We start from the raw sequence: 24,347 nt of genomic DNA on the forward strand, positions 1-24,347 counted from the left end.
GTGGAGAGGGCGGGGGGTTCCTTCGAACCCTCCGAACCGGGCCGGGCGGGAAGGGCCGGAAAGGGCGGGCGCTCGGAGGCGACCCAGGAGAGTCCCGGGCCGGGGGCGGTCGGCGGTAGTTGCGGGGTGTCCACGACCTGGCCGGGCTCACCCGTCTCCGCGGCACGGAGCCTGTCCGGGGAAGGGACGAGCAGGTCGGCCGGCGTCTCTGCCGACACGGGCGGAGCGGGTGGGACCAGATGCCGTACCGGCGCCGCCGGGGTCCACCAGGCCGACTCCGGTCCAGCCGACGCCGCCGCCGAGGGCACCGTGGTGGACGAGGGCTGCTGCCCCGCCGAGACCGCCGACCTGTGCCCGTTCGGCGAAGCCGCCCGGGCAGGAGGCGTCGCCGACACCGGCGCCGGGGGCGCCGTCGCCGCCGGAACAATCGGTTCTGCTGATGCCTTCGAGACAACCGGTACCGCAGGGTTCCCCGGGGTGGCCGGTGCGGGCCATGCCCTCCCGTGTGGTGGAGTCGGCGCGCCGGGTGTCGGCGGGGCGCCCTCGACCGGGCGGGGGCGCTGGGCATTCCCGGCCGCGACCGGGAGCGAAGCCAAGAGCGCGTCCACCGCCGAAGGGAGGGACGCGGACGTGCGGGGTGCCGTGGCCGTGCCGGGCACCGTGGCCGAGGACGAAGACACGGCTGGGGCTGCGGCCGAGGTCGGATCGGCCGGGGCGTGCGAGGCGGACGGCAGCGGCGCCGAGGCCTGCGGTACGCCCGGGAGCGCGGCGCCCTGCGGTGCGTCCGGGGCCGCAGTCGGGGCCTGCGGGACGGTCGAGGTCGGGTCGGCCGGGGCGTGCGGGACGGCCGACGGCGGCGCCGGGGCCTGCCGGACGGCCGACGGGCCCGCCGGGGCCTGCGGTACGCCCGGGAGCACGGCGCCCTGCGGGGCGTCCGGGGACGCAGTCGGGGCCTGCGGGACGGTCGGAAGTTGCGTCGCAGCCGACGGCGCCTCCGGGAAAGCCGTCGGGGGCGCGGCCGCTGCCGGGGGTGGGAGTGGCGTGGGGTACGCGGTGGTGTTCGGGAACGTGGGGCCGGCCGGGAACGCCGGCGGGGGCGGCTGGTGGGGGTCGGGCATCGCGGGTCCTCCGGGTGCGGTCAGCGGGGCCGGCGGGCGGCGGCCGGGATGGCGTCGGCCAGGCGGTCGAGGACCGCCGAGGCCTGCTCGTCGGTCAGGGTCAGCGGCGGCAGCAGCCGGACCACGGCGGAGTGGCGGCCGCCGAGTTCGACGATCAGCCCCCGGTCCAGGCACTCCTGGCGGACGGCCGCGGCCAGCGCGGGCGCGGCGGTCCCCGTGTCGGGGTCGACGAGTTCGACGCCGATCATCAGGCCGCGGCCCCGGACCTCCCCGACGCAGGGGTGGGCCGGAGCCAGCCCGCTCAGGGCCGACGTCATCCGCTCCCCGAGGACCGCCGCGCGCTCGGCCAGGCGGTTCTCGCGTACGTAGGCGAGCGTGGCCGTACCGGCGGCCATGGCCAGCTGGTTGCCGCGGAAGGTTCCGGCGTGGGCGCCGGGCGGCCACACGTCCAGGTCGCCCCGGTAGACCACCACGGCCAGCGGGAGGCTGCCGCCGATGGCCTTGGACAGGACCATGACGTCGGGCACCACTCCGGCGTGGTCGACGCCCCAGAAGGCGCCGGTACGGCCCACCCCGGTCTGCACCTCGTCGGCGATCAGCGGGATCCCCCGGGCGGCGGTGATCTCCCGCATGCGACGCAGCCACGCGTCGGGGGCCGGGAGGACCCCGCCCTCGCCCTGTACGGGTTCCACGATCATCCCGGCGGGGGCGGGCACCCCGCCCTTGGGGTCGTCCAGCAGGTTCTCCGTCCAGCGGGCGCCGAGTTCGGCTCCCTCGGGGCCGCCGACGCCGAACGGGCAGCGGAGGTCCTGCGGGTACGGCAGGCGCGTCACCCGTACGTCCGGTGCGCCGCCCGAGGCGCCCAGGGCCCCGGCGGTCATGCCGTGGTAGGCCCCGGTGAAGGCGAGCAGCCCGTGGCGCCCGGTCGCGACGCGGACCAGCTTGAGGGCGGCCTCGACGGCGTCCGTCCCGGCGGGACCGCAGAACTGGATGCGGGCGTCCGCGGCCAGCGCAGGGGGGAGGTTGGCGAACAGCTCGGTGGTGAAGGCGTCCTTGACCGGGGTCGCGAGGTCGAGCACGTGCAGCGGGGCGCCCGAGTCCAGCACGCCCCGGATGGCTTCGAGCACCACCGGGTGGTTGTGCCCGAGGGCCAGCGTGCCCGCGCCGGAGAGGCAGTCGAGGTAACGCCGCCCGTCGGCGCCCTCGATGGTCAGCCCCCGGGCGCGCACCGGGACGATGGGCAGGGAGCGCGCGTACGTCCGGGCCGCGGACTCCCGCTGCGCCTGCCGCCGCAGGATGCCCTCCCCCGCGACGGTCCCGCCGGGACTCGCCCCGGACCCGCCGCAATCCGCCGGACCGGCATGAGCCCCGGCCGCGGGCGCCCGTACGCCCTGTGCGGGCACCTGCGGGGGAAGTTGTGCCGCGGCCGCAGCCGCCGCAGGCTCGGTCAAAGCCACGAGTGTCGGTCCTCCCGCACGGATTGCCCTTCCGGATCGCGCCTCGAACATGAACGCTGCTCCCCCATCCCCCGTACGTACCAACGACGATGACGGCGGCGGATCACGGGTGGGCCCAAGATCCTTGCCCGGTACGGGCCGAGCGCCGGGAACCGCGGCCCCGGGCTGTGTCGTCATGGGCGGCAGCGGCATAGTGGGGTGCGGTACTCCACACCTCGAAAGAACTTCAGGGGGACGAAAAGACATGCGACCGAACCGACCGGTCACCGCGATCCTGTGCGCGGCCGCGTTCGCGCTGACCGCCTCGGCCTGCGGCCCCGGCGACGCGGAGGCCGGCGGCGACGCCAAGCCGACCGTGGCGGCGACCCTGCCGGGCACGGACGGGATCCAGATCCCGGACCATCTCAGGCAAAAGCTCAAGGAGCACGGCTTCGACCTGGAGAAGTGGAAGGGGGGCGAGTGGAAGAACTGGAAGAGGGAGGACTGGCTCCGCGAGGCGGGCGACTACGTCAACCCGATCATCGAGGGTCTGTGGGACTCCGACCGGATGCGTGACGCCGAGCAGCCGCAGCGCCCGTCCGTCGATCCGGACGCCGGCAAGGACCAGGGCGTCACCGACCCGGCTCCGGCCGCGGTTGCCGCCAAGCCCGCGGTCGCGCCGTACCACAAGAGCGTTCCGGAGGCCGGCAAGGTCTTCTTCGACGGGCCCGAGGGTTCGATGGTCTGCTCCGCGACCGTGGTCAAGGACCCGGCGCGTCCCGGCAAGTCCAACATGGTCTGGACGGCGGGCCACTGCGTGCACGCGGGCAAGGCCGGCGGCTGGTACCGCAACATCGCCTTCGTCCCGTCCTACAACAACGCCGGCAAGCCGGCCGCGCAGCTCAAGGGCGCGCCCCGCGAGCAGGTGGCCCCGTTCGGCGTCTGGTGGAGCGACTGGGCGCAGACCTCCGACCAGTGGATCGCGAACGGCGGCCCGACCGGCGGCGCGGGTGCCCCGTACGACTTCGCGGTGCTCCACGTGACCCCCGAGGCGGGCAGCGGCAAGTCCCTGGAGGAGACCGTCGGTTCGGCGCTCCCGGTGGAGTTCAACGCCCCGGCCGTGCCGAAGGTCGCGGGCATCACCGCCACGGGCTACCCGGCGGCGGCTCCGTTCGACGGCCAGAAGGCCTACCAGTGCGCGGACAAGCCGGGACGGCTGTCCCTGAACGCGGCCGACCCCGTGATGTACCGCATCGGCTGCACCATGACCGGCGGTTCCTCGGGCGGCGGCTGGATCGCGTCCGGCGCGGACGGCAAGCCGGCGCTGGTGTCGAACACCTCGATCGGCCCGGTCAAGGCGGGCTGGCTGGCAGGCCCCCGGCTGGGTCCGGAGGCGAAGGGCATCTTCAACGCCGTGAGCGGCAAGTTCAAGTAGTCGACGACCGACGGCCGACAGCCGATCGCCACGGGCCGCCAGCCGCTAGCCGCCTGCCGCCAGCCGACGAGCGGGTGCACGCGGCCGGCCCGGGCGCCGTGTGCCCGCCGTCGCGGAGAACGGCTGAGGGCCCCCTGCGGTGCAGGGGGCCCTCAGCCGTTCTCGCGTCGCGTGGCCGGTCAGACCCGCCGACGCGTCACTGCTTCGCCAGCGCGTACGGCGCCAGGTCGGAGGCCAGCTCCGGGTGGACCCGTGCCTTCAGCAGGGTGCCCTCCGGGGTGTGCTCCTCGGAGATCACCTCGCCCTCGGCGTGCGCCTTGGCGACCAGCGAGCCGAGGGTGTACGGCACCATGGCCTCCACCTCCACCTCGGGCCGCGGCAGCTCGGAGTCGATGAGCGCGAGGAGCTCCTCGATGCCCATGCCCGTGCGGGCCGACACCGCGATGGAGTGGCGCTCGATCCGCAGCAGCCGCTGCAGGACGAGCGGGTCCGCCGCGTCCGCCTTGTTGATCACGACGATCTCGGGCACGTTCACCGCGCCGACCTCGCGGATCACCTCGCGCACCGCCGCCAGCTGCTCCTCCGGCGCCGGGTGCGAGCCGTCCACGATGTGCAGGATGAGGTCGGCGTCGCCGACCTCCTCCATCGTGGAGCGGAACGCCTCGACGAGGTGGTGGGGCAGATGCCGGACGAAGCCGACCGTGTCGGCCAGGGTGTAGACCCGGCCGCTGGGCGTCTCGGCCCGGCGCACGGTCGGGTCGAGGGTGGCGAACAGCGCGTTCTCCACCAGCACGCCCGCGCCCGTGAGGCGGTTGAGCAGCGAGGACTTTCCGGCGTTGGTGTAGCCGGCGATGGCGACCGAGGGCACCTTGTTGCGGCGCCGTTCCTGCCGCTTGATGTCACGGCCGGTCTTCATCTCCGCGATCTCCCGGCGCATCTTCGCCATCTTCTCGCGGATCCGTCGCCGGTCGGTCTCGATCTTGGTCTCACCGGGGCCGCGGGTGGCCATGCCGCCACCGCCGCCGCCGCCCATCTGCCGGGACAGCGAGGCGCCCCAGCCGCGCAGGCGCGGAAGCATGTACTGCATCTGCGCGAGTGCGACCTGCGCCTTGCCCTCACGGGACTTGGCGTGCTGGGCGAAGATGTCCAGGATGAGGGCGGTCCGGTCGACCACCTTGACCTTGACGACGTCTTCGAGGGCGATGAGCTGGCCGGGGCTGAGCTCGCCGTCGCAGACGACGGTGTCGGCCCCGCTCTCCATCACGATGTCGCGCAGCTCCCGCGCCTTGCCGGAGCCGATGAAGGTGGCCGGGTCGGGCTTGTCGCGACGCTGGATCACACCGTCGAGTACGAGGGCGCCCGCGGTCTCGGCGAGGGCCGCCAGCTCCGCGAGGGAGTTGTCCGCGTCCGTCGCCGTGCCCGAGGTCCAGACACCGACGAGCACGACGCGCTCCAGGCGCAGCTGCCGGTACTCGACCTCGGTGACGTCTTCGAGCTCGGTGGAGAGGCCGGCCACGCGGCGCAGGGCCGCGCGCTCGGAGCGCTCGAACTGCTCGCCGTCCCGGTCTCCGTCGATCTGGTGGCTCCAGGCGACGTCCTCTTCCATCAGGGCGTCGGCCCGAAGGCTTTCGGTGAAGCTCGGCGAGTCCGGCACGTCCTGTGCGTCCCGCGCGTCCTGGGAAGGGGAAGAGGAGGAGGTCATTGGATCCTTACGTCGATTTCGTATGCGTCGGCCGCGGCCCGTGGAACGCGTACCGCGCGTGCCGTCACGTTGTCACGGCACACTGCCACGTTCAACGTGTCACACCGCCGGGGGATTCCCCGAACGGCCCCGTCGATGGTGACATGCCCGCTCCACCCCGGTCACACGCTTTTCGGAGTGCCCCAGTCGGGGTGCCCGGGCATCGCCGGGGTCGTCGTCCCGTACAGCCACGGCTCCAGGAAGGGTCCGAGGTCCCGGCCCGCCTCCCGGGAGGCCAGGCGTACGAAGTCCGCCGTGCCCGCGACCCCGTCCCGGTGCTCCGCCACCCAGCGGCGCTGGATCCGGTCGAAGGCCGCGGTGCCGATCTCCTGGCGCAGCGCGTACAGGATCAGTGCGGCGCCGTCGTAGACCACCGGCCGGAACAGCCCGATCTTCTCTCCGGGGGCGGCGGCCTTCGGGGCGGCCGGGGGGCCGCCCGCGGCCCGCCACTGGTCGGAGCGCTGGTACGCCTCGCGCATGCGCCGTTCCAGGGAGTACTTCCCGAGGCCGTCGGCGTACAGCGCCTCGTACCAGGTGGCGTGGCCCTCGTTGAGCCACAGGTCGGACCAGGTGCGCGGGCTCACGCTGTCGCCGAACCACTGGTGGGCCAGCTCGTGGACCATCACGGACTCGACGTACCAGTCGGGGTAGCCCTCCCCGGAGAACAGGCTGTGCTCGAAGAGGGAGAGGGTCTGGGTCTCCAGCTCGAACCCGGTGGTGGCCCGGGCGATCAGCACGCCGTAGTTCTCGAAGGGGTAGCGCCCGACCCGCTCCTCCATCCACGCGACGTGGCCCGCGGTCTTCTTCAGCCAGGGGGCCAGCCGCTCCCGGTCGGCGGCGGGCACCACGTCGCGCAGCGGCAGCCCGTGCGGTCCGGTGCCGTGGACGACGGCGGAGCGGCCGACCGATACCTGGGCCAGCTCGGTGGCCATCGGGTGCAGGGTCCGGTACGTCCAGGTCGTCGCGGAGCCGGCCCGGCGGGCGGGGAGGGCGCCCGGGATCCCGTTGGCCACGGCCGTGAGCCCGGCCGGGGCGGTGATCCGGAAGGTGAAGAACGCCTTGTCGGCGGGGTGGTCGTTGCAGGGGAAGACGCGGTGGGCGGCGTCGGCCTGGTTGGCCATGGCCAGGCCGTCCTCGGTGGGGACCCAGCCGCCGTCGCCCCGTCCGCGCGGGTCGCTGGTGTGCCGGACGGTGATGTGCAGCGGTCCGCTGCCCGCCACCGGCCGCGCGGGGGTCAGCACGAGGTCCTCCCCCGCGCTTTCGAACCGGGCCGGCTCCCCGTTGACCTCGACGGAGGCCACTTTTCCGTGGGTGAAGTCCAGGTTGATCCGCTCCATCGGCCGCAGGGCCCGTGCGTTGATCACGGTGACGGCGTCGAGCGGGGTGCGGTTGTCCTTGTACGTGAAGGACAGGTCGTACGAGAGCACGTCGTACCCGGGGTTCCCGAGCTCCGGGAACAGCCGGTCGCCGATGCCCAGCGGCGCCGGCGGGGGCAGCACGGCGGCGACGAGGGTCAGGGAGGCCGCGGCGAGCAGGGCGGCGCGCAGGCGCGGGGAGGTGAGCTGCATCCACCACCGCTTACCAGCGCCCGCCGCACGGCCGCGAACGGCGCGCGACGGAGCCACCCGAACGGGTCGGCCCGGTGGGGGCAGCCGCTACGCCCGGCTGACGTCGTAGACCCCCGGCACGTCCCGCATCGCCCGCATCAGCGCGGCCAGGCCCGTCGCGTCGGGCAGCTGCAGGGTGTACGTGTGGCGGACGCGCTGTTCGACCGGGGGTTCGACGGTCGCGGAGACGACCTCGACCCCCTCGCGGGCGATGGCCTCGGTGAGGTCGGCCAGCAGGTGCGGGCGGCCGAACGATTCGGCGAGGAGGGTGACCCGGCAGTCCGCGGTGGCCCGCCAGTGCACGGCGACGGAGGTGCGGCCCACCGCGCGCATCCGGGCCACCGCGGCACACTGCACGCGGTGCACGGTGACGGCGCCGCCCCGGACCACGAACCCGGCGACCGCGTCGGGCGGCACCGGGGTGCAGCAGCCGGCGAGGCGCACGGGGGCGTCGGGCAGGTCGGCGACGGCGTTGCCCCCGCCGCCCCGGGCGCCGACCACGGACAGTGGCGCGCGGGCGGCCGAGGTCGGGGCTGTGGCCGGGTCGGGGTGGGCCTGGAGCCAGCTGCTGATGGCGATCCGGGCGGCCGGGGTCCGCGCGTGGTCGAGCCACTCGGCGGCGGGCCCCGAGGAGGCGTCGTGCGCGAGCAGCAGCTGCACGGTGTCGCCGTCGGAGAGGGGGGAGGAGAGCGAGGTGAGGCGCCCGTTGACCCGGGCGCCGATACAGCCGTGCGCCGCCTCGCCGTGCTGGGCGTAGGCGGCGTCGATACAGCTGGCCCCGGCGGGCAGGCCCAGGGTGCCGCCGTCGGCCCGGAACACGGTGATCTCCCGGTCCTGGGCGAGCTCGGCGCGCAGGACGGTCCAGAAGGTGTCGGGGTCGGGCGCGGACTGCTGCCAGTCGAGGAGGCGCGAGAGCCAGCCGGGACGCGTCGGGTCGACCCGCTCCTCGTCGCAGTCGGTGGCTTCCGGCGGGCTGCCGGTGGTGTACGGATTGCCGAGCGCGACCACGCCGGCCTCCGCGACGCGGTGCATCTGCCGGGTCCGGACGATGACCTCGGCGACGTACCCCTCGTGCGTGGCGACGGCGGTGTGCAGGGACTGGTACAGGTTGAACTTCGGGGCGGCGATGAAGTCCTTGAACTCGGAGACGACCGGTGTGAAGCAGGTGTGCATCTCGCCGAGCACCGCGTAGCAGTCGGCGTTCTCGCCGACGAGGACGAGGATGCGGCCGAAGTCGGAGCCGCGCAGCTCGCCGCGCTTGCGGGCGATGCGGTGCACGGACACGAAGTGCCGGGGGCGGACCTGCACCTCGGCGGCGATGCCGGCGTCGCGCAGTACGGACCGTACGGAGTCGGCGATGGCGGGCAGCGGATCGCGCTCCCCGGCGTGGGCGGCGATGAGGGCGCGGGTGCGCTCGTACTCCTCGGGGTGCAGGATCGAGAAGACGAGGTCTTCCAGCTCGGTCTTCAGGGCCTGGACGCCGAGGCGTTCGGCGAGGGGGATGAGCACGTCGCGGGTGACCTTGGCGATGCGGGCCTGTTTTTCGGGGCGCATCACGCCCAGGGTCCGCATGTTGTGGAGCCGGTCGGCGAGTTTGATGGACATGACGCGGACGTCGTTGCCGGTGGCGACGAGCATCTTGCGGAACGTCTCGGGCTCGGCGGCGGCGCCGTAGTCGATCTTCTCGACCTTGGTGACGCCGTCGACGATGAAGCGGACCTCGTCGCCGAACTCCTCGCCGACCTGATCGAGGGTCACGTCGGTGTCCTCGACGGTGTCGTGGAGCAGCGACGCCGTCAACGTCGTGGTCTCGGCGCCGAGTTCGGCCAGGATCAGGGTGACGGCGAGCGGATGTGTGATGTACGGCTCACCGCTCTTGCGCATTTGACCGCGGTGCGAGGTCTCCGCGAGCAGGTAGGCGCGTCGCAATACGGACAGGTCGGCGTCCGGATGGTGGGCGCGGTGCGCCTCGGCGACGTGCCCGATGGCGTCCGGAAGGCGGTCCCGGGACGTGGGCCCGAGCAGGGCCGCGCGTCCGAGCCGGCGCAGATCGAGCCTGGTCCGGCCGCGTCTGCGGAGCTCAGGGCGCGCTTCGGGGTGTGCTTCGGGGTTCGTGGCCTCTGCACTCATGGGCACCTCCGGCGGCTTCGACCGGCGGTGGCGGGCATGCGGTGAGCCCTCAGGGCCGGTGCCTGATGTTACCGACCCCACCACGTGGCGCAGTCCACCTCTCGCTCAGCGTGAAACGGATCACCCATTGGAGGGAAGCTTCAGCCGAAAGCCGTTTCGGTGAGCCAGGCCGGGTCGAACTCGCCCGCGGCGACGATGACGGCGGGTCCGGTCATGTCGATCTGCCCGTCGGGGTGCTCGGTGATGACCAGCGTGCCGCCGGGGAGGTCGACGGTGTACGTGACCGGCGCGCCGGTGGCGGCCGGGTCCGCGCCGTCGCGGCGGATGGCGGCCACGGCGACGGCGCAGGCGCCGGTGCCGCAGGAGCGGGTTTCGCCGGAGCCGCGCTCGTGGACGCGCATGGCGACGTGCCGGGGGCCGCGGTCGACGACGAATTCGACGTTGACGCCCGTCGGGTAGGCGGACACCGGGGCGAAGGAGGGCGCCGCGAGGAGGGTCCCGGCGTCGTCGAGGCTGTCGACGAAAGCGACGGCGTGCGGGTTGCCCATGTTCACGTTGCGCGCGGGCCAGCTCTTGGCGCCGACGGTGACGGTCACCTCGCCCGCGGGGAGCTCGGCGCGGCCCATGGAGACGGTGACGTCGCCGGTCTTGTCGAGGTGGACGTGCTTGACCCCGCCGCGGGTGGCGATGGCGAGGTCGCCGGGCTCGATGTGTCCGGCGTGCTGGAGGTAGCGGGCGAAGACGCGGACGCCGTTGCCGCACATCTCGGCGACGGAGCCGTCGCTGTTGCGGTAGTCCATGAACCACTCGGCCTCGCCGGCCAGGTGCGCCGCCTCGGGGTGGGCGGCGGACCGTACGACGTGGAGCACGCCGTCGGCGCCGATCCCGGCGCGCCGGTCGCACAGCCTGGCGACCGCGGACGCGGGCAGCTCGACGGCGTTGTCCGGATCCGGGACGATCACGAAGTCGTTCTCGGTGCCGTGGCCCTTGAGGAAGGAGAGGGGGGTGTGCGTCACCAGCCCATGGTACCGAGGGGCCTCGTGGAGGCCGCTGAGGCCCTCCGGGGCGGCACGGGCCGCGTTCCCGGCCGGTTCCCCGGCCCCGGGCCGGGGAGCCGCCCTAGCGGAGCCTGGCCACCCGGTAGACGGCCAGGGCGACGATGCCGAGCGCGATCACGGCGTACAGCGCGGCCATGCGCCAGTCGGGCCGGCGGCCGCTCCCCCGGACGGGGAGACCGGGCCAGGTGTAGCCGACCCGGCGGGCGGCCATCATCCCCCAGCCCCCGGCGCAGCAGCTGATGAGGAAGCCGAGCATCGCGACGACCGCTCCGCCGTCGCCGAACTCGAAGGCCAGCGGGAAGGCGAACATCAGCGAGCCGGCGGCGGCCAGCAGCACGATGGGGGCGATCTGCCACAGGCGCAGGCGGCGCTGCGGACGCAGTTCGACCTCGAACTCGGGGCCCGCGGCCTCGGCGGGGTCCGGGGCGTCCGGCCCGTCCGGGGTCAGGCGGGCGGGATCGGCGGGAAGACCGAGCCCTGCGGGACCGTCAGGTCCGTCCGGCTGGTGCAGGAGCGCCGGGTCCGCTTCCCGCAGGGTGTCGTCCCGCCCGGTGTCACGAGGGCCGGCCTCCATCGCCACGCGCCCTCCCCACTCGGACTCAGTACGCCGCAGTTCAGCACCGGTGACCGCACCGGCACGAGTTTGATGATGGCACGCCCCCGACCCCTCGACGGGCGCCCGGAGCGTCCCGATGCCATCACGTGATCAGGCTGTGACCGCTCGTTCGACCAACGACTGCGCGAGTCCGGGGAGTTCCCCGCGGTCGGCCACGCCCCCGCTGAGCCAGTTGACCCGCGGGTCCCTGCGGAACCAGGAGTCCTGACGGCGCGCGAAGCGCTTGGTGGCCCGGACGGTCTCGTTCCGCGCCTCCTCCTCGGTGCACTCCCCGGCGAGCGCGGCCAGCACCTGCTGGTAGCCGAGCGCCCTGGACGCGGTGATTCCGTCGCGCAGGCCGCGGGCCTCCAGCGCGCGGACCTCGTCGACCAGGCCCTCCTCCCACATGCGGTCGACGCGCAGCGCGATCCGCTCGTCGAGCTCGGGCCGGGCCACGTCGACGCCGATCTGGACGGTGTCGTAGACCGATTCGTGGCCCGGGAGGTTCGCGGTGAAGGGGCGGCCGGTGATCTCTATGACCTCCAGCGCGCGGACGATCCGGCGGGCGTTGCTCGGCAGGATGGCCTGCGCCGCGGCGGGGTCGGCGGCGGCGAGCCGCGCGTGCAGGGCTCCGGGGCCGCGGAGCGCGGCCTCCTCCTCCAGCCGGGCGCGGACCTCGGGATCGGTGCCGGGGAACTCCATGGCGTCGAGGGCGCCGCGGACGTACAGGCCGGAGCCGCCGACCAGGACCGGCGTACGGCCCTCGGCGAGGAGGGCGTCGATCTCGGCGCGGGCCAGGCGCTGGTACTCGGCGACGCTGGCCGTCTCGGTGACGTCCCAGACGTCGAGGAGGCGGTGCGGGACGCCGCCGCGCTCCTCCGGCGTCAGCTTGGCGGTGCCGATGTCCATCCCCCGGTACAGCTGCATGGAGTCCGCGTTGACGACTTCACCGCCGAAATGACGGGCCAGGGATACACCCAGATCGGACTTTCCGGCCGCGGTGGGACCTACGACGGCGATGACCCGCGGGGCGGGGGCTGCTTTCCTCACGGCCCCAGTCTCGCAAACCCGGCGGCGTGTACCCGATCGGGCTACGTGACGGGCCCGGGGCCGAGTCGTTGCCCTGGCGTGGTTCCGGCCCGGCGCGCCCTCGCGGGAGGCCGGTCCGGTCACGGCGGAACTTCACTCACACGAGTAGCGTTATGGGAGTAGACATGGGCATTTTTCGTCGGCTTTTCGGCAGCAAGGACGAGGACGCGACCGACCAGGCCGCGGCCGAGGCCCTGACGCCGGAGTCCGCTTCGGCCGAGGCGGCCGAGGCCGCGCCGGCCGTTGCGGAAGCGGAAGTCCCGGCGGAGGCCGTGGAGATTCCGAAGCAGCAGTCGGCCGAGGTCGCAGCGGACAGCGAGGCCGGCGAGGGCGCCCGTACGTAGCCAAGCCAACGGAAGGTGCCCCATGGGTCTGCTGGACAATCTGAAGGCCAAGCTCGCTCCGGCGAAGGACAAGGTCGGCGCCCTCGCGCAGCAGCACGAGGGCAAGATCGGCGAGGGTCTGGACAAGGTGGCCAAGGCCGTGGACTCCAAGACCAAGGGCAAGTACAGCGGCCAGATCACCAATGGCACGGGCAAGGCGAAGGACGCCCTGGGCAAGGTCGCGCACAAGGACTCTCCCGGCGGGCCGACGCCGCCGGTAACTCCCTGACGCGGTCCCGGTAGGGGCGCGCACCGGCCACGGCCGGTGCGCGCCCCTACCGCATGTCCGGGGCCGGTCCGGTGCCGCGCCGGGGGGTGTCGTCGGAGTCGTTCCGCACGCCCGGAGGGCGGACCGTGCGGCTGTCCGATGCGTGCGCTCGCACGGCGGAGGGCCGTGCGTGCCGGGCACCGCACGGTGGGAGCGCGTGTGACGACACCCGCTAGGACCAGGCTGCGACGAAGTACCCGACCCCGTACGGGGCGTCCTCGTACAGCAGGCGCCCGTCGAGGCCCGCGCCCTCGGCGGCGCCCGCCAGGACCTGCCACGGGGCCCGGCCGGCGGCCTGGAGCTCGGCCGCGAGCCCGGCGTCGAGGGCGGCCAGGGCGGCGGTGTCGGCGGCGCCGAGCGCGCGGGCGGCGGCGGCGTCGAAGGCGGCGGCCCGCTCGTCGAGGTATCCGGGGGCCTTGAGGGTCCGGCACGCGCTGCCGTCGCCCATCACGAGCAGCGCGACGCGGGCGTCCCGGGCGGCGAGTTCCCGGCCGGCCGTCAGGCAGTCGGCGGTGTCCAGCGGCTCCGCTACGCCGAGCCCCTCCACCGGGGCGGCGCCCCAGCGGGCGTGCGCCAGCAGCCAGGCGCCCACGGCGAGGGACGGGGGCAGCAGCCGCGGCCCCTCGTCACCCGCCCCGAGCTGTACGCCGACCTCGACGCCGAAGTCCCGGAACGTACCGCGGGCCCCCTGCGGGTAGGGCCCGCGGTGGTCCCGGTCCGCGGCCCCCACGACGACCAGGAGGTCGGGGCGCGAGGCGGCGAGCACGGCGAGCGCGTCGGAGCAGGCGGTGCGCGCGTCGCCGAGTTCGGCGGCGGCGCCCGCCGCCACCTCGGGCACGAGCAGCGGCGGGGCGGGGCAGACAGCGGCGGCAACAAGCATGATCGGCAGCCTAACGCGCGTCCGCCGGGCGTACCCGGCGGCCGTCCCGCGAGCGGACCCCGCCGACGCGGCCCGGCGGCGGGTTCCCCGACGGTACGTTCCCCGGCGGTTCTGCCGGCGGGACCCGCGGATCGGATCCGGCGGATCGATCCCGCGGATCGGATCCGGCCGCGTCAGCCCTGCGCCACCGCGCAGCCGGACGTCACGGCCGGCAGCGGCGCCGGGACGCCGAGGGTCGGGATGCCGAGCATGACGCCGGCCGGACCGGCCGGGGCGGCGTTGCGCTTCTCCCAGGCGTCTCCGGCGCGGGTGCGGCGCACGGAGTGCGTCGGGCCCTCGGCCAGCAGGTGGTGGGGGGCGGCGTAGGTGATGTCCACGGTGACCACGTCGCCGGGGCGGACCTCGGTCTCCGGCTTCGTGAAGTGCACCAGGCGGTTGTCGGGGGCTCGGCCGGAGAGACGGTGCGTGGCGCCGTCCTTGCGGCCCTCGCCCTCCGCGACCATGACTTCCAGCGTGCGGCCGACCTGCTTCTTGTTCTCCTCCCAGGAGATCTCCTCCTGGAGGGCGACCAGCCGCATGTAGCGCTCCTGGACGACCTCCTTGGGGATCTGCCCGTCCATGTCGGCGGCGGGGGTGCCGGGCCGCTTGGAGTACTGGAAGGTGAACGCGTTCGCGAAGCGGGCCTCGCGCACGGCGTGCATCGTCTGCTGGAAGTCCTCCTCCGTCTCGCCGGGGAAGCCGACGATGATGTCGGTGGAGATCGCGGCGTGCGGGATGGCGGCGCGGACCTTCTCGATGATGCCGAGGAACCGCTCCTGGCGGTACGAGCGGCGCATCGCCTTGAGGATCGGGTCGGAGCCGGACTGCATCGGCATGTGCAGCTGCGGCATGACGTTCGGGGTCTGCGCCATCGCCGCGATCACGTCGTCCGTGAAGTCGCGCGGGTGCGGGGAGGTGAAGCGGACCCGCTCCAGGCCCTCGATCTGTCCGCAGGCGCGCAGCAGCTTGCTGAACGCCTCGCGGTCACCGAGGTCGGAGCCGTACGCGTTCACGTTCTGCCCGAGCAGGGTGATCTCCGAGACGCCCTCGGCGACGAGCGCCTCGACCTCGGCGAGGATGTCGCCGGGGCGCCGGTCCTCCTCCTTGCCGCGCAGCGCGGGGACGATGCAGAAGGTGCAGGTGTTGTTGCAGCCGACGGAGATCGAGACCCAGGCGGCGTACGCGGACTCGCGGCGGGTCGGCAGGGTGGAGGGGAAGGCCTCCAGCGACTCGGCGATCTCGACCTGCGCCTCTTCCTGGATGCGGGCGCGCTCCAGCAGCACGGGGAGCTTGCCGATGTTGTGCGTGCCGAAGACGACGTCGACCCAGGGGGCCCGCTTGACGATGGTGTCGCGGTCCTTCTGGGCGAGGCAGCCGCCGACCGCGATCTGCATGCCGGGGCGCTTGGTCTTCATCGGGGCGAGCCGGCCGAGGTTGCCGTAGAGCTTGTTGTCGGCGTTCTCGCGGACGGCGCAGGTGTTGAACACGACCACGTCGGCGTCGCCGTCGGAGCCCTCGGGGGCGCGCGTGTAGCCCGCGCCCTCCAGCAGACCGGACAGCCGCTCGGAGTCGTGCACGTTCATCTGGCACCCGTAGGTGCGCACCTCGTATGTTCCCTTGACGTCCACTGCCGTGCTCCGGTCGCTGCTGCTGGTCATACGACAAGGGTAGGCGGTACCCGGGAGCCCTCCGGTCGGCCGCCGCCTGCCCCGGGGAAGGCGGCGGCCGAAGGGGACGAGCAGGAGGTCCTGGGCGTCGCCGTACGCGGGGGGCTGGAGCGGGCGTGCGCGGAGGCCGGGTTCGCGCCGCGCGTGGACTTCGAGGCGGCCGAGCGGCCGGGCCGCGCTGGACTGGCGTACGGAGGGGCCGGCCGGGCCCGCGGCACATGAGCTGCTGGGACGGCCGCGGACGGCGGTGCGGGCCGGTCCGCGGGAGACCGCGCCGTGACAGGACGGCGGCCGGGTGGCAGGATCGCGGCCATGCCTCTCGTACCGCCCCGGATCAGCAGGCGCCACGCCCTGCGGGCCCTGGTGGCCGTCCTGGCCGTGCTCGGGGTCCTGGTGTGGTGGCTGAAGCCGTTCGGGGAGCCGGAGCTCAAGGGCGAGCTGGCCTTCAGCACGGGTGTCCGCACCGGGGTCTACCACCGCTACGGGCAGTTGCTGGAGCAGGAGCTGCGGCGGGACATGCCCGAGATGAAGGTGCGGCTGGAGACCAGCGAGGGCTCGCAGCAGAACCTCCAGCGGGTGGCCTCCGGCGGGGCGGACTTCACGGTGGCGACGGCGGACGCGGTCGCCAAGTACCGGCAGGACGGCAAGCCCGGCGCGGCCTGGCTGCGCGGGGTCGCGCGGCTCTACGACGACTACGTGCAGCTGGTGGTCCCGGCGGGGTCCCCGGTGCAGTCGGCCCGGGACCTGCGCGGCAAGCGGGTGGCGGTCGGGCAGGACGGCTCCGGGGTGCGGCTCATCTCGGAGCGGCTGCTGACGGCGGCCAAGCTGGACCCGCGCCGCGACATCACCCCGGTGTCCATAGGGATCGACACCATGCCGTCCGAGCTGGAGGCGGGCCGGATCGACGCCTTCTTCTGGTCCGGCGGCCTTCCGACGAACGCGGTGCGCGAGCTGTCGGAGCGGTTCGACATCCGGCTCGTGCAGCTGGGCGACCTGGTGGAACAGCTCCAGGCGAGCGGCAGTCCGGCCCGGTACTACCGGGCGGCCGTGATGCCGCAGGACGCGTACACGCTCGCCCGCAACACCAGTGCGGTGGCCACGCTGGCCGTGCCGAACCTGCTGGTGACCACGGAGAAGGCGGACCCGGAGCTCACCGAGCAGTTCACCCGGACGGTGATCCTCAGCCGCGACGGGATCGGGCACGAAGTGCACGCGGCGCAGCTCGTGGACCTGCGCACGGCGATCTACACCGATCCGCTGGACCTGCACGAGGGTGCCCGGCGCTACTACCGCTCGGTCAAACCGTAGCCCTCCGCGGCCCTCCCCGGACCCTTCCCCCGAGGCTCAGGCGGGCAGCAGCATCATGGCCGCGGCGGCCGCGCCGATCAGTCCGGCGTCGGTGCCCAGGGCCGCCGGGACCACCCGCAGCTCCTTGACGAAGGAGAGCGCGGCGTAGGCGGCGAGGTGGCGGCGGATCGGGGCGAACAGGGTGTCGCCGGACGCGGCGACCCCGCCCCCGATGACCGCGATGTCCGTCTCGACGAGGGTCGCGGTGGCCGCGATGGCGGCGGCCAGGGCGCGGCCGGCCCGGTCGAAGGCGGCCCGCGCGATCGGGTCGCCCGCCTCGGCGGCCGCGGCCACGCCCGCCGCCGTGGCGTCGCCGCCGGGGGTCCAGCCCTGGGCGAGGGCCCAGCGGGCGATGGCCGTACCGGACGCGATCGACTCGACGCAGCCGTGGCCGCCGCAGGCGCAGCGTTCGCCGTCGAAGGCCACGCTGATGTGGCCGATGTGGCCCGCGTTGCCCGTGGGTCCGGGGTGGAGCTGGTTGTTGAGGATCAGGCCGCCGCCGACCCCGGTGGAGACCACCATGCAGAGCGCGTTCGCATGGCCCCGGGCTGCGCCGAGCCAGTGTTCGGCGGCGGTCATCGCGACGCCGTCACCGGCCAGGACGGTGGGCAGTTCCGTCCCGCGCGCCGCGAGTTCGGCCGCGACGCGGGCCTGGACCGGGAACTGCCGCCACGCCCCGATGTTGACCGGGCTGACCGTGCCCCGGGAGGTGTCCACCGGGCCCGCGCTGCCGATCCCGCAGCGGACCGCCGAGGGCCACAGCGCGGAGCCGGACAGGTCGGCGATCACCTCGGTCACCGCCGCCATGACGGCTTCCGCGTCGGTGCCGCGCGGGGTCGGGCGCCGGGTGGCGGCCGTCATCGTGCCGTCGGGGTGCACGAGCGCCCCGGCGATCTTCGTGCCGCCGATGTCGATCGCCACGGTCGGGCCGGACGCCTGGGCGCCGGCCCGCGGTGCGGGGAAGCTGGCGGTGGGGGTGGTCACGGTGGCGGCTCCAGTGAGGGGTCAGGATTCAGTATGCGCCGAGGGCGGGGCCGTACTCGCGCGGGGCTCCAGCCGCGGCTGCTCGCTCTCGCGGACCCGCGGAGCGCTGCCGCCGAGGACGGCGAGGAGCTCCTCGGCCGCCATCCGCCCGAAGCCCGCGGTGTCGCGCACGAGGGCGGTGAGCCGGGGGTGGGTGACCCGGCAGAGCGCGGAGTCGTCCCAGGCCACGATCGACAGCCGGCCCGGTACGGGGATGCCGAGCTCGGCGGCGACCGCGAGGCCGGCCAGGGCCATCACGTCGTTGTCGTAGACGAGCGCGGTGGGCGGCTTCGGCTCGGCCAGGACCCGGCGGGTGGCCGCGGCTCCCTGGGCGTCGGAGTAGTCGGTGACCACCGAACGCACCTGGCCGGGGCCGAGGCCGCGCGCCGCGGCCTGCGACCGCAGTGATGCGATCCGGCGGGTGGTGTGGGCGAGGTCCGGCGGCCCGGCGACGTGGACGACGCGCCGGTGGCCCAGCGCGTGGAGGTGGTCCAGGACCTGGGCCATGGCACGGGCGTCGTCGGCGCGGACCGAGGACAGCCCGGCGTCCGGCCCGGCCTCGCCGATGGTGACGGCGGGCAGGGCCAGCTGCGTCAGGAGCTCCGGGCGCGGGTCCCGCGTGCGCGGGTCGACGACGAGGACCCCGTCGACGCGGCGCTCGGCCCACCAGCGGCGGTAGAGCGCGCACTCCGCGTCGACGTCCTCGACGACCTGGAACAGCAGGGCGGTCCGGGCGGCGGAGAGGGCCTCCTGGATGCCGGAGACGAGCTGGAGGAAGAAGGACTCGACGCCGAGGGTGTGCGCGGGCCTGGCGAGGACGAGCCCTACGGCACCGGAGCGTTCTCCGGACAGGGCGCGCGCCGCGCTGTTGGCCTGCCAGCCGAGCTCTTCGGCGACCCTGCGGACTCGGGCGCGGGTGTCCGGGGAGACGCCCGGCCGGTCGTTGAGCGCGAAGGACACGGCGCTCTCCGACACCCCGGGCCGGCGGGCGACGTCCTTGATGGTGGGTCTGCGGGCCATGGTCTGCCTCATTCGTCCTTCGGGCGGGCCGCGCTCCGAGCGGGTCGCGTGCGCGCGGCGGAGTGCGGCGTACGGAGTACGGACGCGCACCGCCCGCACGGCCGTTTCCGCGGCCCGGGAACGAGGACGGGAGCGGTCACGGAGGCGACCGGAATGCCACTGCCCCTTTCCACCCGGTGCCGCATTCGAGCCATTGCGCAGGGACGACCAAAGCGCATTATCCACGGCCGGCTCCAGGTGTCGGAACCCTTGTGCCAACCGGACTGAAGCGCATAAGCACGATTCTCGGCAAGACGTCCGGACGCCCTGTTGACTTGTCCCCCCGGGAACGCGGAAAGTGCGTCCTCCGGCGCATTTCCCCGAACTCGGACTCCGGGAACCCCATGCACGGCGAATCCGCCCCCCGCACCCTCCGCTTCGGCGCCAACTACACGCCGACGCGGGGCTGGTTCCACCACTGGCTCGACTTCGACCTCGACGAGGTCCGGGCCGACCTCGACTCGATCGCCGCGCTCGGGCTGGACCACATCCGCGTCTTCCCGCTGTGGCCGGTGTTCCAGCCGAACCGGACGCTGATCCGGCCGCGCGCGGTCGAGCAGCTCGTCGCACTGGCGGACGCGGCCACCGAGCGGGGCCTCGACGTCACCGTGGACGGCCTGCAGGGACACCTGTCGAGCTTCGACTTCCTGCCCTCCTGGACCGGGACCTGGCACCGGCGCAGCATCTTCGGCGATCCGGAGGTGGTGGCCGCGCAGGAGGAGTACCTGCGCACGCTCGCCGGAGCCCTCGCGGACCGGCCGAACTTCCTGGGCATGACGGTGGGCAACGAGGTCAACCAGTTCGCCGACGACCCGCACCCCGATCCCGACCGGATCACCCGCGAGCAGGCCGGTCGCTGGCTGGAGCGGATGCTCGCCGCCTGCGAGGAGGGCGCGCCCGGCCGGTCCCACGTGCACGCCGAGTACGACGCCGCCTGGTACCGGGACGGGCACCCCTTCACCGTGGCCCAGGCGGCGCGGCTGGGCGCCGCCACCGCCGTGCACTCCTGGGTGTTCAACGGCACCGTGCAGCGCCACGGCCCGTCCGGCACGGCGACCGAGCACCACGCCGCGTACCTGATCGAGCTGTCGAAGGCCTGGGCCCTCGACCCGCACCGGCCGGTGTGGCTCCAGGAGGTCGGGGCGCCCGCGCCCCAGATCCGGCCGGGACGGGCGGCGCGCTTCGCCGAGGCCACCGTGGCGAACGCCCTGGACTGCGCGGACGTGTGGGGGGTGACCTGGTGGTGCTCGCACGACGTGTCCCGCGAGCTGGCGGACTTCCCGGAGCTGGAGTACGGCCTCGGGCTGCTCACCAACGACCGGCGGACCAAACCGGCGGGCGCGGCCGTCGCCCGGATCGCCGACACGTGGCGGGGCCGCGAGCACCGGCCGCCGGTACGGACCACCGCGCTGGCCGTGGACGTCGGCGGGGCGGAGGAGGCACCGCGGCGTTCGTTGTGCGCGCCGGGCGGGGCGTTCTTCGAGGCCTGGACGGCACTCACCGCCGACGGGGTCCGCCCGGCGGTGGTGCTGGCCGAGCGGGCCGGTGACCCGGCCCACCTGGCGGCGCGCGGCATCACGGAGGTCCTCCACGTCCCGCCGCCCCCCGCCTGACGACCCGTCGGGGCCGCCCGCGGAGGCCGTCCCCGGCGCCCGCCCGGGCGGGCCGTCTCCACCCGTACGTCGGGCGCGCTCCACCTCCACCTCCGCACCCGTCCCCGGCGCCCGCCCGGGTGGCCGTCTCCACCCGTACGTCGGGCGCGCTCCACCTCCACCTCCACCTCCGCCCCCGAATCCGCCCCGCCCCCGAACCCGGCCCGCGTCACCCCGCCCGCCCCTCCGGAGGAGCCCCGCATGTCCGAGACCGACCACGGCGTCGACCCTCGTACCGCCGCCGCGACCGCCGCCACCGGCCAAACCGCCGTCTCCCGCCGCGTCCCCGTGCGCCCGACGCGGCGCGGGGTGCTCGCCGCGGGCGCCGGGGCCGGGGCCGTCGCCCTGCTCGGCCCGCCCGCCCCCGCCCGGGCGGACCTCGTATCCGCGCCCCGGGGCGCCGGACCGGAGCCGGCCGATGCGGACCCCGCCGGCCTCGCCCCGTACGCCTCGTACTGGTTCCCGGACTCGCTCCCGCCCGGCGCCCCCGGCCCGGGGATCATGTGGCGCTCCCTGAAGCGGTGGACCCCTGAGTCCGATCCCGACCTCGCCCACAACACCGCCACCGTGCCGCTCGCCCCCCGCTTCACCCCGGTCCCGCCCCATCCGGGCGCCCGCTCCGGCCAGGCCAGGATCTCCTCCCTCGTCTCCTTCGGGCCGACCGCGCGGAACCCCTCGCAGGGCTCCCCGACCGCCGACTCCTACGCCCTGACGCACTGGGCGTACCTGGACGAGCTGGTCTTCTGGGGCGGCTCCGCCGGCGAGGGGATCGTGCTGGCCCCCCACGCGCCGGTGGTCGACGCCGCCCACCGCAACGGGGTCCGCGTGCTCGGCAACGTCTTCCTGCCGCCCGTGGCCTACGGCGGCGACCTCCAGTGGACCCGCGACCTCGTCCAGCGGGACTCCCTCGGGCGCTTCCCGATCGCCGAGAAACTGGCCCTGGTCGCGTCGGCGTACGGCTTCGACGGCTGGTTCGTCAACGCCGAGACCGACGGCGGCGACAGCGACCTCGCTTCGCGCATGCGGGAGTTCCTGCGCGCGTTACGGGCGGCCGGCGCTCCGTACGGGCTGCGCACCACCTGGTACGACGCCATGAACAGCACCGGCCGGGTCGGCTGGCAGGGGGCGCTGAACGCGCTCAACCAGGAGTTCTTCGAGGACCGGGCCGGCCCGGTCTGCGACTCCCTGTTCGTCGACTTCCGCTGGACCCCCGAGAAGCTGGCCTCGTCCGGAACGCTCGCGGACCGGCTCGGGCGCAGCCGTCACGAGCTGTGGGCGGGTGTGGACGTGGAGTCCAACGGCTGGAACAGTGAGGCCCGTTGGGACGCGATCGTGCCGCGCGGACGCGACCACGTCGTCAGCTACGGCTTCTACCGGCCGGAGTGGACGCGCAACCACCTCGACGACCGCTCCCCCGGTGCCTTCCACCGCGCCGACGACCGGTTCTGGACGGGCGAGTCCCTCGACCCCACCCGCCCCGCCCCCGGGGGCACGTGGCGGGCTCCCGCCACGGTCGTCGCCGACCGGTCCACGGTCGCCTCGCTGCCGTTCGCCTGCGCGTTCAACACCGGGCACGGGGAGCGATGGTACGAGGCGGGCGAGGTGGTCTCCGACGCCCCCTGGAGCCACCTCGGGCTCCAGGACCGGCTCCCGGGCCGCCGCTGGGCCGTGCAGACCTCCGGGACGCGGCCCGCCGTGACCCTCGACTTCGCGCGGGCCTGGCGCGGGGGCTCCAGCCTGCTGGTGACGGGGGCGCTCACCGCGCCGGCCGCGGTCGGGCTGCACGCCACCCGGCTGCCGCTGACCCGCTCCACCGTGCTGGAGCTGGTGCACTCCACCGGGGCGGGCCCGGTCGGGGTGGAGGTCGGGGTGGCCGTCCGCGAGCCCGCCGCCCCTGGCGCGCCGGTCCCGTACGTCTGGTTCCCGGCGCGGAAACCCGCCTCCGGACCGGGCTGGCGCACCGCGCGGTTCGGGCTCGCCGCCCTCGCGGGCAGGACCGCGTACGGGCTCGCCGTACGGATCACCGCGCGCGGGGGCGGCCCGGTGGAGTGGCGGCTCGGCGCCGTGTCGGTGCGCGACGGCTCCGCCGGAGGCCGGCCGGCCCCGCCCGCCGCCCTGACCGTGGACGCCTCGGCCGTACGGGACGGCACGGCGGCGGTCCGGCTGTCCTGGCGCCCCGCGCCGGGACGCGGTTCGGGACGGGGTCCGGTCCGGCACCACGAGGTCTCCCGCGTCCTGCCCGACGGCACCCGCCGCTTCCTCGGCGGCACCTGCGGGACGGCCCTGTACCTCCCGGCGGTCCCCCGCGCCGGCCGGGAGCGGGCGGCCGCCTTCGAGGTACGGGCCGTGGACGAGCTGTACGCGGTCTCCGCCCCGGCCCGCACCGCGCTCGCCTGGGACTGAGCCCTCAGGCGGCGCCGGGGGCGGTGCGCGGGACGGTCACGGTCACCCGGAGCCCGTGCGGCGGGTTGTTCTCGTACGAGAGGGACCCGCCGCCCGCGGCGAGCAGGGCCCGGGAGATCGACAGGCCCAGGCCGGAGCCCTTGACGTTCTGGTGCCGTCCGCTGCGCCAGAAGCGGTCGCCGACACGGAGCAGCTCCTCCTCGGTGAGGCCGGGGCCGCGGTCGGCGACGACCACCTGGACGGTGCGCGCTGCGGCCGCGACCGACACCTCGACCTCCTCTCCCGAGGGGGTGAACTTGAGGGCGTTGTCGATGACGGCGTCGAGCGCGCTGGACAGCGCGATGGGGTCGGCCCAGCCGGTGACGGCGCTGCGGCCGGTCACGGTGAGCCGTACGCCCCGCTCCTCGGCGTACGGCCGCCAGGACGCCGCCCGCTCGGTGACGAGCGCACCGATGTCGGTGAGGCTGATCTCCGCGGAGGCGTGCTCGGCGAGCGCGAGGTCGAGCAGGTCGTCCAGGACCTGCGTCAGGCGCTTGCCCTCGGTGCGCACGGAGGCGATCTCCGCGTTGCCCTCGGGCAGTTCCAGGGCGAGGAGCTCGATGCGCAGGAGCAGCGCGGCGAGCGGGTTGCGCAGCTGGTGGGAGGCGTCCGCGACGAACGCCCGCTGCTGCTCCAGCACCTCTTCGACGTTGTCGGCCATCTCGTTGAACGAGTGGGCCAGGCGCTGGAGTTCCGGCGGTCCGCCGGCGGCCGCGACCCGCGAGTTCATCCGTCCGGTGGCGATGCCGTGGGCGGCCGCGTCCAGGGTCTGGACGGGCTTGAGGACCCAGCTGGTCAGGCGCAGGGCGGCGCCGAAGGCGACCAGCATGGCGGCGGCCAGTCCGCCCGCGATGATCAGCCAGCCGCGCAGGATCCGGCCGCGCATCTGGTCGGTCGGCGATTCGGTGGCGACGACGGCCACGACGTCCCCGTCGAGGACGACCGGGGAGGCGACGAGCAGCTTCCCGTGCGTCTGCCAGGGCCACACCTGCGGGGGGTCGTGGCTGCGGCGTCCGGCGAGCGCCTCGACGAAGGCCGCCCGGCCCTGGCCCTTCTCCGGGAGCTCCCACCAGCCCGGGGACCGGGCCAGGGCGTTGTCGTCGCGGTAGAAGATGCCGACGCGGATGCCGTACAGCTCCTGATAGCGGGCGAGCTCCAGCTGCAGGGTCGCGCGGCGCTCGTCGGCGCCGGTGGACCCGGAACCCTCGGCGTCGACGACGAACTGGGCCAGGGCGGCGAAGCGGGCGCTGTCGTCGATCCGGTCGACCACCACCCGCTGCTGCTGGCCGGCGGCCAGGCTCACGGCCAGCGGGAACCCGAGGGCGAGCAGCGTGCCCGCCATCAGGACGACGAGCAGCGGGAGCAGCCGGGCACGCAC

General features: G+C 74.6%; 18 protein-coding genes. 6 read left to right on the forward strand and 12 right to left on the reverse strand.

The genetic code is table 11. The features are described 5' to 3' along the window. Positions 1 to 1,138 precede the first annotated feature (1,138 nt). Entirely contained in the window at positions 1,139 to 2,626 is a 1,488-nt protein-coding gene (locus tag ACFWW8_RS21970) for a diaminobutyrate--2-oxoglutarate transaminase family protein (protein ID WP_386530627.1), read from the reverse strand. A 193-nt stretch (positions 2,627 to 2,819) separates the two neighbouring features. Between ACFWW8_RS21970 and ACFWW8_RS21975 the strand changes: the two genes are divergently transcribed. Beyond that, positions 2,820 to 3,989, forward strand: coding sequence for a trypsin-like serine peptidase (locus ACFWW8_RS21975; RefSeq protein WP_386530628.1), 1,170 nt, complete (start codon positions 2,820 to 2,822; stop codon positions 3,987 to 3,989). 196 nt (positions 3,990 to 4,185) lie between these two features. Here the strand turns inward: ACFWW8_RS21975 and hflX are convergent, their stop codons facing one another. The 6 genes from hflX to miaA form a co-directional block, all read right to left on the reverse strand. Beyond that, complete coding sequence (hflX, locus tag ACFWW8_RS21980; RefSeq protein ID WP_386530629.1) at positions 4,186 to 5,691, reverse strand: GTPase HflX; 1,506 nt, start codon at positions 5,689 to 5,691, stop codon at positions 4,186 to 4,188. A 161-nt stretch (positions 5,692 to 5,852) separates the two neighbouring features. Beyond that, positions 5,853 to 7,298 (reverse strand): M1 family metallopeptidase, encoded by a 1,446-nt coding sequence (locus ACFWW8_RS21985; protein ID WP_386530630.1) that lies wholly within the window; start codon positions 7,296 to 7,298, stop codon positions 5,853 to 5,855. An 87-nt stretch (positions 7,299 to 7,385) separates the two neighbouring features. Then, on the reverse strand, positions 7,386 to 9,467 hold the full coding sequence (locus ACFWW8_RS21990; protein ID WP_386530631.1) for a RelA/SpoT family protein: 2,082 nt from the start codon (positions 9,465 to 9,467) through the stop codon (positions 7,386 to 7,388). A gap of 140 nt (positions 9,468 to 9,607) precedes the next feature. Continuing rightward, positions 9,608 to 10,483, reverse strand: a complete 876-nt coding sequence (dapF, locus tag ACFWW8_RS21995; protein WP_386530632.1) for a diaminopimelate epimerase — start codon at positions 10,481 to 10,483, stop codon at positions 9,608 to 9,610. A gap of 103 nt (positions 10,484 to 10,586) precedes the next feature. Continuing rightward, positions 10,587 to 11,099 carry a hypothetical protein gene (locus ACFWW8_RS22000; protein ID WP_386530667.1) on the reverse strand — a complete coding sequence of 171 codons (513 nt, stop codon included), beginning with the start codon at positions 11,097 to 11,099 and terminating at the stop codon, positions 10,587 to 10,589. 132 nt (positions 11,100 to 11,231) lie between these two features. Then, positions 11,232 to 12,170, reverse strand: a complete 939-nt coding sequence (gene miaA / locus ACFWW8_RS22005; protein WP_386530633.1) for a tRNA (adenosine(37)-N6)-dimethylallyltransferase MiaA — start codon at positions 12,168 to 12,170, stop codon at positions 11,232 to 11,234. A 164-nt stretch (positions 12,171 to 12,334) separates the two neighbouring features. Here miaA and ACFWW8_RS22010 point away from each other — a divergent pair, with 164 nt between their 5' ends. Next, complete coding sequence (locus ACFWW8_RS22010) at positions 12,335 to 12,553, forward strand: gliding motility protein (RefSeq protein WP_386530634.1); 219 nt, start codon at positions 12,335 to 12,337, stop codon at positions 12,551 to 12,553. A 22-nt stretch (positions 12,554 to 12,575) separates the two neighbouring features. After that, a complete protein-coding gene (locus tag ACFWW8_RS22015; protein ID WP_267723876.1) occupies positions 12,576 to 12,821 on the forward strand; it encodes an antitoxin in 246 nt (81 codons plus the stop codon). 211 nt (positions 12,822 to 13,032) lie between these two features. Here ACFWW8_RS22015 and ACFWW8_RS22020 read toward each other — a convergent pair whose 3' ends face one another. Both ACFWW8_RS22020 and miaB read right to left on the reverse strand, forming a co-directional pair. After that, complete coding sequence (locus tag ACFWW8_RS22020; protein WP_386530635.1) at positions 13,033 to 13,740, reverse strand: hypothetical protein; 708 nt, start codon at positions 13,738 to 13,740, stop codon at positions 13,033 to 13,035. 173 nt (positions 13,741 to 13,913) lie between these two features. Then, positions 13,914 to 15,437 (reverse strand): tRNA (N6-isopentenyl adenosine(37)-C2)-methylthiotransferase MiaB, encoded by a 1,524-nt coding sequence (miaB, locus tag ACFWW8_RS22025; RefSeq protein ID WP_386530636.1) that lies wholly within the window; start codon positions 15,435 to 15,437, stop codon positions 13,914 to 13,916. A gap of 321 nt (positions 15,438 to 15,758) precedes the next feature. Here miaB and ACFWW8_RS22030 point away from each other — a divergent pair, with 321 nt between their 5' ends. Next, a complete protein-coding gene (locus tag ACFWW8_RS22030) occupies positions 15,759 to 16,754 on the forward strand; it encodes a TAXI family TRAP transporter solute-binding subunit (protein ID WP_386530637.1) in 996 nt (331 codons plus the stop codon). Positions 16,755 to 16,790: 36 nt separating this feature from the next. Here the strand turns inward: ACFWW8_RS22030 and ACFWW8_RS22035 are convergent, their stop codons facing one another. Both ACFWW8_RS22035 and ACFWW8_RS22040 read right to left on the reverse strand, forming a co-directional pair. Further along, complete coding sequence (locus tag ACFWW8_RS22035) at positions 16,791 to 17,714, reverse strand: ROK family protein (RefSeq protein ID WP_386530668.1); 924 nt, start codon at positions 17,712 to 17,714, stop codon at positions 16,791 to 16,793. An 84-nt stretch (positions 17,715 to 17,798) separates the two neighbouring features. Next, positions 17,799 to 18,848 carry a LacI family DNA-binding transcriptional regulator gene (locus tag ACFWW8_RS22040; RefSeq protein ID WP_386530638.1) on the reverse strand — a complete coding sequence of 350 codons (1,050 nt, stop codon included), beginning with the start codon at positions 18,846 to 18,848 and terminating at the stop codon, positions 17,799 to 17,801. Positions 18,849 to 19,219: 371 nt separating this feature from the next. Between ACFWW8_RS22040 and ACFWW8_RS22045 the strand changes: the two genes are divergently transcribed. Then, positions 19,220 to 20,488, forward strand: coding sequence for a glycosyl hydrolase (locus tag ACFWW8_RS22045; protein ID WP_386530639.1), 1,269 nt, complete (start codon positions 19,220 to 19,222; stop codon positions 20,486 to 20,488). Positions 20,489 to 20,728: 240 nt separating this feature from the next. Continuing rightward, positions 20,729 to 22,930, forward strand: a complete 2,202-nt coding sequence (locus ACFWW8_RS22050) for an endo-beta-N-acetylglucosaminidase (RefSeq protein WP_386530640.1) — start codon at positions 20,729 to 20,731, stop codon at positions 22,928 to 22,930. Positions 22,931 to 22,934: 4 nt separating this feature from the next. Here ACFWW8_RS22050 and ACFWW8_RS22055 read toward each other — a convergent pair whose 3' ends face one another. Then, entirely contained in the window at positions 22,935 to 24,347 is a 1,413-nt protein-coding gene (locus tag ACFWW8_RS22055; protein ID WP_386530641.1) for an ATP-binding protein, read from the reverse strand.

The sequence above is a fragment of the Streptomyces sp. NPDC058701 genome (genome assembly GCF_042715295.1).
In the GTDB taxonomy this organism is placed as follows: domain Bacteria; phylum Actinomycetota; class Actinomycetes; order Streptomycetales; family Streptomycetaceae; genus Streptomyces.

Coding starts and splice junctions, on each gene's coding strand:
- hflX (WP_386530629.1), bottom strand. CDS start 5,691: ATGACCTCCTCCTCTTCCCCTTCCCAGGACGCGCGGGACGCACAGGAC.
- ACFWW8_RS22050 (WP_386530640.1), top strand. CDS start 20,729: ATGTCCGAGACCGACCACGGCGTCGACCCTCGTACCGCCGCCGCGACC.
- miaB (WP_386530636.1), bottom strand. CDS start 15,437: ATGACCAGCAGCAGCGACCGGAGCACGGCAGTGGACGTCAAGGGAACA.
- ACFWW8_RS22015 (WP_267723876.1), top strand. CDS start 12,576: ATGGGTCTGCTGGACAATCTGAAGGCCAAGCTCGCTCCGGCGAAGGAC.
- ACFWW8_RS21985 (WP_386530630.1), bottom strand. CDS start 7,298: ATGCAGCTCACCTCCCCGCGCCTGCGCGCCGCCCTGCTCGCCGCGGCC.
- ACFWW8_RS21990 (WP_386530631.1), bottom strand. CDS start 9,467: ATGAGTGCAGAGGCCACGAACCCCGAAGCACACCCCGAAGCGCGCCCT.
- ACFWW8_RS21975 (WP_386530628.1), top strand. CDS start 2,820: ATGCGACCGAACCGACCGGTCACCGCGATCCTGTGCGCGGCCGCGTTC.
- ACFWW8_RS22000 (WP_386530667.1), bottom strand. CDS start 11,099: ATGGAGGCCGGCCCTCGTGACACCGGGCGGGACGACACCCTGCGGGAA.
- ACFWW8_RS22040 (WP_386530638.1), bottom strand. CDS start 18,848: ATGAGGCAGACCATGGCCCGCAGACCCACCATCAAGGACGTCGCCCGC.
- ACFWW8_RS22020 (WP_386530635.1), bottom strand. CDS start 13,740: ATGCTTGTTGCCGCCGCTGTCTGCCCCGCCCCGCCGCTGCTCGTGCCC.
- ACFWW8_RS22045 (WP_386530639.1), top strand. CDS start 19,220: ATGCACGGCGAATCCGCCCCCCGCACCCTCCGCTTCGGCGCCAACTAC.
- ACFWW8_RS21970 (WP_386530627.1), bottom strand. CDS start 2,626: ATGTTCGAGGCGCGATCCGGAAGGGCAATCCGTGCGGGAGGACCGACA.
- ACFWW8_RS22030 (WP_386530637.1), top strand. CDS start 15,759: ATGCCTCTCGTACCGCCCCGGATCAGCAGGCGCCACGCCCTGCGGGCC.
- ACFWW8_RS22010 (WP_386530634.1), top strand. CDS start 12,335: ATGGGCATTTTTCGTCGGCTTTTCGGCAGCAAGGACGAGGACGCGACC.